The following is a 12,282-nucleotide window of genomic DNA, read 5'->3' as shown; positions in this document are numbered from 1 at the left end:
TGCATATGAGTGACAACCAGGTAAACCGGCTGATGGGCGTAACCATGGACAAAATCAAGGAAATGGTGGACGCGGACACGGTGATTGGCAAGCCCGTCACCACCCCGGACGGCACAGTGATTATCCCTATCTCCCGCATTAGCTACGGCTTCGCTTCCGGCGGCTCCGATCTGCCCTCCAAGGCCCAGCCCGGCGCAGGGCTTTTTGCCGGGGGCGGCGGCGCGGGGATAACCGTAAGCCCGGTGGCTTTTTTGTCCATCTCCAACGGGAATGTGCGGGTGCTGCAAATCGAACCTTATTTCAGCCCTGTGGACAGGGCGCTGGAAAAGGTGCCCCAGGTGATCGACCAGCTTACCTCCCTGTTCAAAAAGAAAGAGGAAGAAGCTGCAAGCGCGGAGGAAACCCCTGCCCCGGCAGGGAAAGCTTCCGGAGAGCCGGAGGAGCAGGCTTGACTGCATAGAACAAGGCCCGTCTGCATAGGCTGTATGGAAAAAGCAGACGGGGTGATGTGATGTGAACAGTTTTACCAAACGGGGCAGGCAGTGCTTTGCAGCCCTGCTGGCAGCAGGGCTTCTGTGGGCGTTTCCAAGCCTTGCCCAGGGGGCGGAGCCAGGGGTTTCCGCGGAATGCGCGGTGCTGATTTCCGGGGAAACGGGAACGGTGCTCTATGAAAAAAACGCCTATGAGCGCCATGCCATGGCCAGCACCACAAAGATTATGACGGCGCTGCTGGCTTTAGAGGAGTCGGCCCGGGCGGGGGATCCGGTGGTGGATATTACCGAGGAAATGGTGGCAGTGGAAGGCTCCTCCATGGGCCTGCAGGCGGGGAACCGCCTGCGTCTTTCCGAGCTTACGGCGGGGATGATGCTGGCCTCCGGCAATGACGCAGCCAATGCCTGCGCCCTGTTCCTTTCAGGCTCCCAGGAGGGCTTCGGGGCGCTTATGAATGAGCGGGCCGTGGAAATCGGCATGAAGGATACCCATTTTGTTACCCCTTCGGGGCTGGACGACGAGGCCCATTTTTCCACAGCCTACGACATGGCCCTGCTTACAAAGACTGCCCTGGAAAACCAGGATTTTGAGGATATCGTCAAGTGCTTTACCCGGCAGGTGGAGTTTTTAGATCCGGCGGGGACGGTTTCCTACACCAACCACAATAAGCTTTTGCAGCTTTATGAGGGCTGCATTGGCGTGAAAACCGGCTTTACCAAAAAGGCGGGCCGGTGCCTTGTGTCCGCTGCCCGGCGGGAGGGCGCCACCTTAATTGCCGTTACCCTGAACGCTCCGGATGACTGGGATGACCATACAGCCCTTTTGGACTATGGCTTTTCCATGATGCAAAGCGTAGCCTTTGACGGCGCCCAGGTGACGGCCCAGGTGCCTTTGGCAGGGGGAAGCCTTGACAGCGTCCAGGTGCAGGGCGCTGCCGGGGAAATACGCTCCCTGCCGGCTGTGGACGCGGAACGGATTGAGCGCCGGGTGCTGTTGCCGAAATTCCTCTATGCCCCGGTGCGCGCTGGGGACAAGGTGGGGCAGGTGCAGTATTTTGTAGGTGGAAAGGAAATTTACAGCCTGCCTGTTGTGGCGGCGGAAAGCGTCCCGGCAGCGGAAAAGAAAGAACCCGGCTTCTGGCAGCGGCTTTTCCACTGGGAATGGGCATAAGGCACTGTAAAAAATAAAGGAAAGGGCGGCATGGGAGCGGAGAGAGGCTCTGGCTGCGGATATGGAAAATGGCGGAAAAAATAAGGGTGCAGAAGCTTTTGGCCCAGCGGGGCGTGTGTTCCAGGCGGAAAGCAGAGGAAATGATACAGGCAGGCCGGGTACAGGTAAACGGCAGGCCTGTAAAGCTGGGGGACGGGGCCGTTCCGGGGAAAGACATCATCGCAGTGGATGGCCAGCGGCTTCCCCGGGAAGGGGAAGGCCGCGTGTATCTGGCGCTGCACAAACCCCGGGGCTTTGTCACCACCATGGCGGACGAACGGGGGCGCAGGTGCGTGGCACAGCTTGTGGCGGACGCAGGCTGCCGGGTGTACCCGGTGGGCAGGCTGGACAAGGACTCGGAAGGCCTTCTGCTGCTGACCAATGACGGGGAATTCGCCAATCTCTGCGCCCATCCCAGCGGCCACGTGGCGAAAACCTACCGGGTCACCCTGCGCCCCGGCGTGACGGAGGAACAGCTAAACCGCCTGAGCACAGGCATTGAGCTGGACGGAAAAATGACGGCTCCGGCAAAGGTGCGGGTGCTGGAGGAGCAGCGGGGCCGGGCTGTGGTGGAAATTGTGCTGTACGAAGGGCGCAACCGGGAAATACGCCGGATGTGCGAAGCCTTGGGGCTGGAGGTGGCAAGGCTTAAGCGCATTGCCATGGGTCCTGTGCGGCTGGGAATGCTTCCTCAGGGGAAATACCGGGAACTGACCCATGAGGAAGTGCGGGGCATTATAGCGGAAGCGAAAAAGGGAGGAAAACGGAAATGATAGAGATTCTGCCTATGGAGGACAGGGAAAAGGAGCGCTCCCTTTTAGAGAGGCTGCCCCTGTCCGGCGGGGAAGCCCGCGTACTGCTGATGAAAGACAAGGGGGAGCCTTTAGGCCATGCGGCAGTGGAGCTTTGGGAAGACACCCTGCGGATTTTAAAACTGGAAGCGGCAGGCTGGGACAGCAGCCAGAAGCCCCAGGGGGAACAGATCTTCATTCTGGACACCCTTATGCGCTCTGCGGCCTCTTACGGGGAAACCTTTGGGGCAGGGAAAATTGAAACAGCCTTCCCGGATTTCTTCGGCTTCTTTCAGGCCAGGGGCTTTGAAACCGATGATGCCCACTCTTTCGGGCCTATGAGTTTGATTGTAAAATACGAATAAGAGGTATTTCCCCGTCTAAACGCCTGCGGCTGCCTGTATGGAAGCCGCAGTTTTTATGAAGAATCTATGAAATAAAGGAAAAGCAGTTGCATTGCACAGGGAGAAATGGTAAAATTTCTTAGAGTGGGATATTTTCTCCCAAGCAAGATAAAATATACATCCCAGGCCACGGGACGCGGGCAGGGATGTTGGGACAGGGATGGTTTTTAGTATGCTGAAAAGTATGACAGGATACGGGCGCGGCGAGGGCACAGTAAACGGGCGGCACATTGTGTTCGAGGTGAAAAGCGTGAACCACAAATATTTCGAGTGCAACGCCCGCATAACCCGGGGCTGTCTGTTTTTGGAGGAGCGTCTGAAAGCCTATCTGCAGGAAAGAATGGCCCGGGGCAAAATAGACGTGTTCCTGCAAGTGGAAAACCTGGAAAGCGCCGGCACCCAGGTGGAGGTGAACCATGCCTTGGCAGGGGCTTACGTAAACGCTCTGCGGGAGGTTAAAGAGCGCTATGGCCTGCCGGGAGAGGTAGATTTGCCTCTTTTAACCCGGTATGCGGATATTTTTTCTGTGCGCAAGGCGCCGGAGGATGAGGAAGCTTTATGGCAGGCTGTGCAGGAGGTGGCAGAGCCTGCGGTGGCGTCCCTTTTGCAGATGCGGGAGACAGAGGGCAGGCGGCTGGAGAAGGATATTAAGGAAAAGGCGGAGGCGATTCTCTCGCTGGTGCAGGAGATTGAGTCCCGCACCCCGGAGACAGTGCGGCAGTATCAGGAGCGGCTGCAGGCCCGGATTACAGAGCTTATCGGGGACAGCCGCCTGGACGAGCAGCGGGTGCTGACGGAGGTGGCTGTGTTTGCGGACAAGGTGGCCATAGACGAGGAGACAGTGCGCCTGCGCAGCCACTTCGGGCAGCTTCGGGGGCTGCTGGAGGCGGGCGGCCCTACAGGCAGGAAAATTGACTTTCTGGTGCAGGAAATGAACCGGGAGGTAAACACCATAGGCTCTAAATCCCTGAACCCGGAGATTGCCCATCTGGTGGTGGACATTAAGTCGGAAATTGAGAAAATCCGGGAACAGGTGCAGAACGTGGAGTAGCGGGGAGGAAAGGCATGAAGCTTATCAATATTGGTTTTGGCAACATGGTTTCCGCCCAGCGGGTGGTGGCGGTGGTCAGCCCGGAATCTGCCCCCATTAAAAGGATGGTGCAGGAGGCAAAGGAAAAGGGTGTGGCTGTAGACGCCACCTTCGGCAGGCGCACCAAGGCCGTTTTGGTGATGGACAGCGGCAGCCTGGTGCTGTCCGCGCTGCTGCCGGAAACTATTTCCAGCCGTTTTAACGGCAAAGAGGAAGGGCCTGCCGCTGAGGAGGAAGCATAGGGACAAAGCCCTGCTGTCATGGAGAAAGGAGCAAGCATGGAAGGTAAGGAGAGAGGGCTGCTGCTGGTAATTTCCGCCCCGTCAGGCGGCGGGAAGGGCACAGTGCTGAAAGAGCTTTTTGCCCAGGATGAAAACCTGCGGCTGTCTGTTTCCGCCACCACCCGGGCACCCAGGCCCGGGGAGGTGCATGGGGAACAGTATTATTTCACCACCAAAGAGGACTTTGAGAAAATGATTGGCGCAGGGGAAATGCTGGAGTATGCCCAGTATGTGGGCAACTATTACGGCACCCCCAAGGCCCCGGTAGAGGCTTGGCTTACGGAAGGCCGGGACGTAGTGCTGGAAATTGAGGTGCAGGGCGGGGCGCAGATTAAAAAGCTCTGCCCGGACTGCGTTTCCATCTTTATCCTGCCCCCTTCCATGGAGGTGCTGGAAAAGCGCCTGCGGGGCCGCGGCACCGAAGCGGATAAGGTGGTGCAAAGCCGGCTGGAGGCGGCAAAGAGGGAAATCCCCTGCGCCAGGGAGTATGACTATATTGTGTACAACGACCGGCTGGAGGACGCTGTGGCAGACGTGCAGGCCATCCTGCGGGCGGAAAAGAGAAGATATGCGAGAAACAGAGATTGTATAGAAAGGGTGTATCCAAATGCTTAAACCCAGTGCAAACATTATCACAACCCCCCACACCAGCGCCTATTCCCTGGTGATTGCTGTGGCAAAGCGTGCCAGGGAAATTGCCGAAAAGGCCGACCGGGAAGGCGCTATGCTGGCGGATAAGCCGGTAGACCTGGCGGTGCAGGACTTTGTGCAGGACAAATACCATATTATTGAGCCGGAAAGCTTTGAAGAATGAGCAGCCTTGCCCAGGTGGCGGTGGAAAAAACAGCCTACCACTTTGACAGGCTGTTCACCTATTCCCTGCCGGAAAGCCTGCGGGAGCAGGTCCTCCCAGGAACGCGGGTGCTGGTGCCCTTTGGGCAGGGTAGCCGGGAGAGGGTGGGGGTTATCTTCGCCCTGGACGGGGAGGAGGCCCCTGGCCTGAAGGAAATAAGCCGGGTGCTGGACAGGGAGCCGCTGCTTTCAGAGGAACTGCTGAACCTTGCCAGATGGCTTCAGGGGCACACCTACTGCACTTTGTTTGAGGCTGTGAAGCTGATGATTCCGGCAGGGCTGCAGATGCGGGTGCGGAACAGCTTCCTGCTGGCTCCCGGCTTTAAGGATTTCGACCGGGAGGGCTATTCCCCTTTAAGCTGGCAGATCCTTATGGCCCTGCAGAAGGCGGGTCGGGCAGTACCCTTTGAAAAGCTCTCAAAAGAGCTGGGGATTACAGAGGACTGCCCGGATTTTCAGGCCCTCCTGGCCCGGGAAGCTGTGTGCAAAGTGAACACGGCCGCCAGCCGCATGAAGGACAGCCTTGCCAAAATGGTGCGGGCAAACCCTGGCTTTCAGGGAAAGCTGACACCCCGGCAGCGGGATGTGTATGACACGCTGACAGATGTAGGGGAAGCTTCTGAAAAGGAGCTGTGCTATTTTACAGGCGCGTCCCCCGGGGTGGTGCGGGCCTTGGCAGAAAAAGGTGCGGCAGAGCTGTTTGAATACGAGGTGTACCGCCGCCCCGCCTTTTCCAGGGACATCCGGCAGGAGGCGGGGGAGGCCTGCCTTTCCCCCAGCCAGCAGCAGGCGTTGGAAGGCCTCATAAAGGCCTATGAGCAAGCAGGCAGGCAGGAGGCTTTTCAGCCCTGCGCCCTGCTGTATGGCGTTACAGGCAGCGGGAAAACCTCTGTTTATCTCCAGCTTATCCGCCATGTGCGGAAGCAGGGGCGGGGGGTTATCGTGCTGGTGCCGGAAATCTCCCTGACAGCCCAGGCCCTGCGCCAGTTCCACAGTGCCTTTGGAGATCAGGTGGCGGTGCTGCACAGCGGGCTTTCCCTGGGAGAGCGCATGGATGAGTGGAAGCGCATCCGCCGGGGCGAAGCTTCTGTGGTGGTGGGCACCCGGTCGGCTGTGTTCGCCCCGGTGCAGGACTTAGGGCTTGTTGTTATAGATGAGGAGCAGGAGCCTGCCTATAAGTCGGAAGCATCCCCCCGGTTTGACGCCCGGGAGGTGGCCCGGTTCCGCTGCCTGCAAAACCGGGGGCTGTGCCTGCTGGCCTCCGCCACCCCTTCAGTGGAAGCCTGCTTTCTGGCAAAACAGAAAAAATACAGCTTCTTTCAATTAGAGGGGCGCTTTGGCCCGGCGCAGATTCCAGAGGTGGAGCTGGTGGACATGAACGAGGAGGCCCTGCCCGGGGAGGACGCCGCCATCGGGCCAACCCTGGCCCGGGCCTTGCAGGAAAATTTCCAGGCGGGCAGGCAGTCCATTGTGCTGTTAAACCGCCGGGGATATCATACCTTTGTCTCCTGCCCCTCCTGCAGGGAGGTCATACGCTGCCCCCATTGCAGCATTTCCATGACCTTCCACAGCGCCAACCGCCGCCTGATGTGCCATTACTGCGGCTATTCCATCCCCATGCCCAAAGCCTGCCCAGCCTGCGGGAAGGAGAACCTGCAATACCGGGGGCTGGGCACCCAGCGGGCGGAGGAACAGCTTCAGGGCCTGCTGCCGGAAGCCAAGGTGCTCCGGCTGGACACCGACGCAGTAGCCGCCCGGTATTCCCTGGAGCGCCGGCTGGAGGAGTTCGCCCGGGGAGACTATCAGGTGATGGTGGGCACCCAAATGGTGGCAAAAGGCCTTGACTTTGAAAACGTCACATTGGTGGGAGTGCTCTCCGCCGATCAGTCCCTTTATAGCGACGATTTCCGCAGCAATGAGCGCACCTTCGATCTGCTCACCCAGGTGGTGGGCCGGGCAGGCCGGGGGAAATATCCCGGCAAGGCAGTGATACAGACCTGGATGCCGGAAAACCCGGTGCTCCACCTTGCAAAGGAACAGGATTATTTCGGCTTTCTCAAGCGGGAGCTGCTGTACCGCAAGGCCCTATTATATCCCCCTTTTGTAGATCTCTTGGTAATCGGCTTTGTGGGGGAGCGGGAATCTGTGGTAAAGGCTGGGGCGGAACAGTTTCTTTCCCTGTTTACAGGCCTTGCCGCCGCTGAATATCCAAGCCTGCCCCTGCGGGTGCTGCGGCCTTCCCCGGCGGCAGTGGCAAAGGTGGGGGGAAAATACCGCTATAAGCTGATTATCAAGTGCCGCGCAGCTCCGCCCCTGCGGGAACTTGTTTCCCGCAGCCTGACAGGCTTTGCGGCCCTGCGGGAATTCCGGACGGTTACCGCCTATCCGGATCCGGATCCAAACCGCGTCCTGTAAATGGAGGAGGGAAGCGGAATCAACAGAAAGGACGAAAACTCATGGCAATACGGAATATCGTGACCGAAGAAGATGAAATCCTCACAAAACCCTGCAGACGGGTGGAGAAATTCGACGCCCGCCTGCACCAGATTATAGACGACATGAAGGAAACCCTGCAGGCCGCCCAGGGGGCAGGGCTTGCCGCGCCCCAGGTAGGAATCCTGCGTCAAATCTGCATTATAGACGCGGTGGAGGGCGAGGAGCCTTTGGAGCTTATCAACCCGGAGATCCTCTCTCAGCAGGGGGAGCAGTCCGGGGCTGAGGGCTGTCTTTCTTTCCCTGACCAATGGGCGCTGGTAAACCGGCCCATGCGGGTGAAGGTTCGCGCCCAGGACAGGAACGGCAACTGGTTCGAGACTGCCGGGGAAGAGCTTACGGCCCGGTGCATCTGCCACGAGATAGATCATCTCCAGGGCGTGGTTTTCCTCCAGAAGGCAGAGCGGATGTTAAGCCAGGAGGAACTGGAATCTGGGGATTACACCTGAACAAAATTTTTAGTGAGAAAGGGCGATAGGGAAGGCTGGAACAAGGGCTTTCCGGAGGCTGCATGAAAAAGCCTTTCCTATCGTATGGCGATGAAAATGCGGATTATTTTTATGGGTACGCCGGATTTTGCCGTACCCTCCCTGCAGGCGCTTTTAGACAGGCAGGATGAGGTCTGCGCTGTGTTCACCCAGCCTGACAAGCCCAAAGGCCGGGGCCATAAGCTGGCCCCTCCTCCTGTGAAGGAGCTGGCCCTCCGGCACAGCCTGCCAGTGTATCAGCCTGCCACACTGCGCAAGGAAGAAGTGCAGGCGCAAATCCGCGCTCTGGCCCCGGAGGCCATTGTGGTGGTGGCCTATGGGAAAATCCTGCCCCAGGCAGTGCTGGACATCCCGCCTTTAGGCTGCATCAACGTCCACGGATCCCTGCTGCCTAAATACCGGGGGGCCGCGCCCATCCAGTGGGCCGTAATAAACGGGGAACAGACAACCGGCGTAACCACCATGTTCATGGGTGCCGGGGTGGACACAGGGGACATGCTCCTGAGCCGGGAGACGGCCATTGGCCTGGAGGAAACTGCCGGGCAGCTTTTCGACCGCCTAAAGGACATGGGCGCACAGCTTCTGGGAGAAACCCTTGCAGGGCTTGAAAAGGGGGAACTGCGGCCTGTCCCCCAAAACCATGAGGAGGCCACCCTGGCTCCCATGCTGCAAAAGGAGCTGTCCCAGATAGACTGGTCCCGCCCGGCAGAAGAAATCCACAACCTCATCCGGGGCCTGAACCCTTGGCCCTGTACCTCCGCCATGCTGGAGGGCAGGCGCTTGAAGCTGCTAGGCTCCCAGGTGGCGGAAGCATCCGGCGCGCCGGGAGAGGCCCGCTGCGAAGAGGGTGAGCTGTTGGCGTGCTGCGGGGAAAAGGCCCTGAGGATTACGGAGCTGCAAACCCCGGAGGGCAAGCGCATGTCCGGGAAAAGCTATCTGCTGGGGCACCCCCTGCAGGCTGGGGCAAAATTTATGTAATGCAGGAAAAGGAGGGCGGGCCATGGCAAACCCAGGACGGCGGGCGGCGCTGGAAGCGCTGCTTTTAGTGGAGGAAAACAGCGGATATTCCAACCTGGTGCTGGATAAGCTTTTGCGGGGGCAAAGGCTTTCCCAGCGGGACGGCGCTTTGGCTTCCGCCATCTTTTATGGGGTGCTGGAAAAGCGCCTGACCTTAGATTACTACCTGTTCCAGTGCCTGCGGGATCCGAAGAAAAAGCCGGAGCGGGCCGCCCTGGAAGCATTACGCTGCGGGGCCTATCAAATCCTTTTCCTGGACAGGGTGCCGGACAGTGCGGCTGTAAATGAAACAGTAGAGGTGTTAAAGGAAACTGGCAGGGAAAGAGCAGCAGGCTTTGTAAACGGTGTTTTGCGAGGGCTTCTGCGCAAGCGGGATTTCCTCGCCCTGCCTGCCGGGGATTCTCCCCGGGCCTGGACAGTGCGTTATTCTATGCCGGAGCCTTTAATCCGCCTGTGGATGGGCGCGTATGGCAGGGAAACCACCCAAAGGCTGCTGGAAGCCTTTGAAAAGAAGGCGGCCCTTTATGTGCGGGTAAATTTGCTGAAAACCACGGAGGAAGCTTTCCGGGCAGAGCTGGGGCAGGCAGGGATATCCTGCTCCAGTGTGGAAGGCCTGCCGGGAGCGGCGCTGTTGGAAAACTGCGGATCCCCTGCGGCTCTGCCGGCCTTTGGGGCAGGGAAGTTCCATGTGCAGGATCTTTCCGCCCAATGGGTGGTTCGGCTGCTGGATCCCCAGCCCGGGGAAACGGTGTGCGACTGCTGCGCGGCCCCAGGGGGGAAAACCTTTACCATCGCCCAGCAGATGGAGGGCATGGGGCAGGTGTACGCCCTGGACATATACAAAGGCCGGGTGGGGCTTATCGCGAAGGGCGCCGGACGGCTGGGCCTGGGGAATGTTACGGCCCAGGTGCATGACGCACAGAAAGGCTTTGCAGGCTTTCCCCAGTTTGATAGGGTGCTGTGCGACGTGCCCTGCTCTGGCTTTGGGGTGATACGCCGCAAGCCTGAAATACGCTATAAGCCTTTGCCCTCCATCAAGGAGCTTCCCGCCCTGCAGCTTTCCATCCTGGAAAACGCGGCCGGGGCCGTCAAGCCTGGAGGGCGGCTGGTATATTCCACCTGTACCCTGAACCCGGCGGAAAACAGCGCTGTGGCGGAAAAGTTTCTCCAGGCCCACTCGGAGTTTGCCCCCAGCCCCATCCGCCTTCCCAGCCTGAAACGGTTTCTGGAGGAACCGGGGCACATGTTGACCCTGCTGCCCTTTGGGGGCGGGTCCGACGGCTTCTTTGCCGCCGCCTTTGAAAGGAAGGGATGAAACCGGATGGAGGAGAAAAAGGATATCAAATCCATGACCCTGGAGGAAATCTCCGCCGATTTTAAGGAGATGGGCCTGCCCCGCTTTCGGGCCGGGCAGGTGTTCCGGTGGCTTTCCCGGGGCGCAGAAGGCTTCTCCCAGATGTCCGACCTTTCCAAAGAATTGCGGGAGCAGCTTTCGGAACACTATGCGGTACGGGGTGTGGAGATTGTCCGCAAGCAGGTTTCACAAATTGACGGGACAATTAAATATCTTTTCCGTCTTTTTGACGGGGAACATGTGGAAGCTGTCCTCATGCGCTATCATTACGGAATTTCCATTTGCATTTCTACCCAGGTTGGGTGTAAAATGAATTGCAGCTTCTGTGCTACGGGAAAAAGCGGGTTTTCCCGGAACTTATCTGCCGGGGAAATATTATCTCAGGTGCAGTCAGGGTCGATAGACATAGGGGAGCGCGTTTCCCATATTGTGTTAATGGGCATGGGCGAGCCTTTGGATAACTATGAAAACGTGCTGCGGTTTTTGGAGCTTGCCACCTGTAAGGAGGGCATGAACCTTTCCATGCGGGCCATTTCCCTGTCCACCTGCGGGCTGGCAGACAGGATATACGATTTGGCGGACAGGAAGCTGCAGTTGACCCTGTCGGTATCCCTCCATGCCCCCAATGATGAAATCCGTTCCCGTACAATGCCCGTAAACAGGAAATGGCCTATAGGGGAGCTGCTGAAGGCCTGCCGGTATTATGCCCGCACAACCGGGCGGCGCATTTCCTTTGAGTATGCCATGATAGCCGGGGTCAATGACAGCGATGGGTGCGCCAGGGAACTGGCCCAAAGGCTTAAGGGGATCCTGGCCCATGTAAACCTGATTCCTGTCAACGACGTGACAGGCACCGGGTATAAAAAAAGCGGTATCCGCCGGCAGCGGCGGTTTGTAGAGGTATTGCAGGAACATGGCGTCACCGCCACAGTGCGGCGCACGCTGGGGGCGGATATTGAGGCCTCCTGCGGGCAGCTCCGCCGAAAACATGAAGGAGGGACTGGGCATGAGGGTTGTGCATGACACCCACGTTGGGGCCGTCCGAAAAGCGAATGAGGATGCCTGCAAGGGCGGGCAGCTTCCGGGAGACGGCGCATGGGCTGTGGTTTGCGACGGCATGGGGGGCGCAAATGGCGGCAGCGTTGCAAGCGCCCTGGCCTTGGAGCGCATTGAGGAATACCTGGCGAAAAATTTCCGGGAAGGTCTGAGCGGGGGCAGCATGAAAAGCCTGCTTCTAAACGCCCTGCGCTGGGCAAATGACGGCGTGTATAAGCTCTCCCTGGAGCGCCCGGAGCTGCGGGGCATGGGCACTACCGCTGTGGTGATGGCGGCGGCAGGGGGGGTTCTCCACGTGGTGCATGTGGGGGACAGCCGGGCTTATATACGCAACAAGTGCGGCCTCACCCAGATAACGGAGGATCACTCCTATGTGCAGGATTTGGTGAATTTTGGGCAGATAACCCGAGAGCAGGCCCGCCGCCATCCCCGCCGGAATATTATCACCCGTGTGCTGGGCGTGCATGAAACCGTCCGTCCGGACTATACTTTCTGTAACTTCCGCCCCGGGGACATAGCCCTTGCCTGCTCGGACGGCTTGAGCAATTACGTGGATGACGCCTTGATGGAGGCGTATCTGGAGAAATATGCCGCCGATTCCCAAGAGCTTCTCCGGCAGTTTATCCAGTATGCCCTGGACTGCGGCGGTTCTGATAATATTACAGCAGCGCTGATTTTCGCGGACTAAAACGGCGCGGCTGTATGATAGATATAGAAAAGGGGCTTTTGCAAAGGGCTTTGCCCCTTCTGCGTAT

The 12,282-nt window shown here is 58.8% G+C and carries 14 protein-coding genes; all 14 read left to right on the top strand.

Annotation, left to right across the window (positions count from 1 at the left end; translation table 11 throughout):
* Positions 1-5: 5 nt before the first annotated feature.
* The 14 genes from ytfJ to D1841_RS03735 all read left to right on the top strand — a co-directional run bounded on the left by ytfJ (position 6) and on the right by D1841_RS03735 (position 12,215).
* Complete coding sequence (gene ytfJ / locus D1841_RS03800; protein WP_160642062.1) at positions 6-452, top strand: GerW family sporulation protein; 447 nt, start codon at positions 6-8, stop codon at positions 450-452.
* 61 nt (positions 453-513) lie between these two features.
* The gene (locus D1841_RS03795) at positions 514-1,662 is read left to right on the top strand and encodes a D-alanyl-D-alanine carboxypeptidase family protein (RefSeq protein ID WP_160642061.1); all 1,149 of its coding nucleotides are present in this window, start codon (positions 514-516) and stop codon (positions 1,660-1,662) included.
* Between the two features lie 68 nt (positions 1,663-1,730).
* Complete coding sequence (locus D1841_RS03790; protein WP_160642060.1) at positions 1,731-2,474, top strand: pseudouridine synthase; 744 nt, start codon at positions 1,731-1,733, stop codon at positions 2,472-2,474.
* A complete protein-coding gene (locus tag D1841_RS03785) occupies positions 2,471-2,857 on the top strand; it encodes a hypothetical protein (protein ID WP_160642059.1) in 387 nt (128 codons plus the stop codon). Before D1841_RS03790 ends, D1841_RS03785 begins: the two co-directional genes overlap by 4 nt.
* A gap of 211 nt (positions 2,858-3,068) precedes the next feature.
* Entirely contained in the window at positions 3,069-3,947 is an 879-nt protein-coding gene (locus D1841_RS03780; protein ID WP_160642058.1) for a YicC/YloC family endoribonuclease, read from the top strand.
* Between the two features lie 14 nt (positions 3,948-3,961).
* Complete coding sequence (locus D1841_RS03775; protein WP_160642057.1) at positions 3,962-4,228, top strand: DUF370 domain-containing protein; 267 nt, start codon at positions 3,962-3,964, stop codon at positions 4,226-4,228.
* A 36-nt stretch (positions 4,229-4,264) separates the two neighbouring features.
* Positions 4,265-4,882: a guanylate kinase gene (gene gmk, locus D1841_RS03770; RefSeq protein WP_160642056.1), complete on the top strand. Its 618-nt coding sequence runs from the start codon at positions 4,265-4,267 to the stop codon at positions 4,880-4,882.
* Positions 4,875-5,081, top strand: a complete 207-nt coding sequence (locus tag D1841_RS03765; protein ID WP_160642055.1) for a DNA-directed RNA polymerase subunit omega — start codon at positions 4,875-4,877, stop codon at positions 5,079-5,081. The genes gmk and D1841_RS03765 overlap by 8 nt, the downstream gene beginning before the upstream one ends.
* Complete coding sequence (gene priA, locus D1841_RS03760) at positions 5,078-7,534, top strand: primosomal protein N' (RefSeq protein WP_160642054.1); 2,457 nt, start codon at positions 5,078-5,080, stop codon at positions 7,532-7,534. Before D1841_RS03765 ends, priA begins: the two co-directional genes overlap by 4 nt.
* 41 nt (positions 7,535-7,575) lie before the next feature.
* Positions 7,576-8,061, top strand: coding sequence for a peptide deformylase (gene def, locus D1841_RS03755; protein WP_160642053.1), 486 nt, complete (start codon positions 7,576-7,578; stop codon positions 8,059-8,061).
* A 96-nt stretch (positions 8,062-8,157) separates the two neighbouring features.
* Positions 8,158-9,078, top strand: a complete 921-nt coding sequence (fmt, locus tag D1841_RS03750; protein WP_160642098.1) for a methionyl-tRNA formyltransferase — start codon at positions 8,158-8,160, stop codon at positions 9,076-9,078.
* Between the two features lie 22 nt (positions 9,079-9,100).
* Positions 9,101-10,432, top strand: coding sequence for a 16S rRNA (cytosine(967)-C(5))-methyltransferase RsmB (gene rsmB, locus D1841_RS03745; protein WP_160642052.1), 1,332 nt, complete (start codon positions 9,101-9,103; stop codon positions 10,430-10,432).
* 6 nt (positions 10,433-10,438) lie between these two features.
* Complete coding sequence (rlmN, locus tag D1841_RS03740; protein WP_160642051.1) at positions 10,439-11,494, top strand: 23S rRNA (adenine(2503)-C(2))-methyltransferase RlmN; 1,056 nt, start codon at positions 10,439-10,441, stop codon at positions 11,492-11,494.
* A complete protein-coding gene (locus D1841_RS03735; RefSeq protein ID WP_160642050.1) occupies positions 11,478-12,215 on the top strand; it encodes a Stp1/IreP family PP2C-type Ser/Thr phosphatase in 738 nt (245 codons plus the stop codon). The genes rlmN and D1841_RS03735 overlap by 17 nt, the downstream gene beginning before the upstream one ends.
* Positions 12,216-12,282 lie beyond the last annotated feature (67 nt).

The organism is Neglectibacter sp. X4, from assembly GCF_009917365.1.
Taxonomy (GTDB): Bacteria; Bacillota; Clostridia; order Oscillospirales; family Acutalibacteraceae; genus Acutalibacter.
This window is presented reverse-complemented; position numbering and strand designations above follow the sequence as displayed.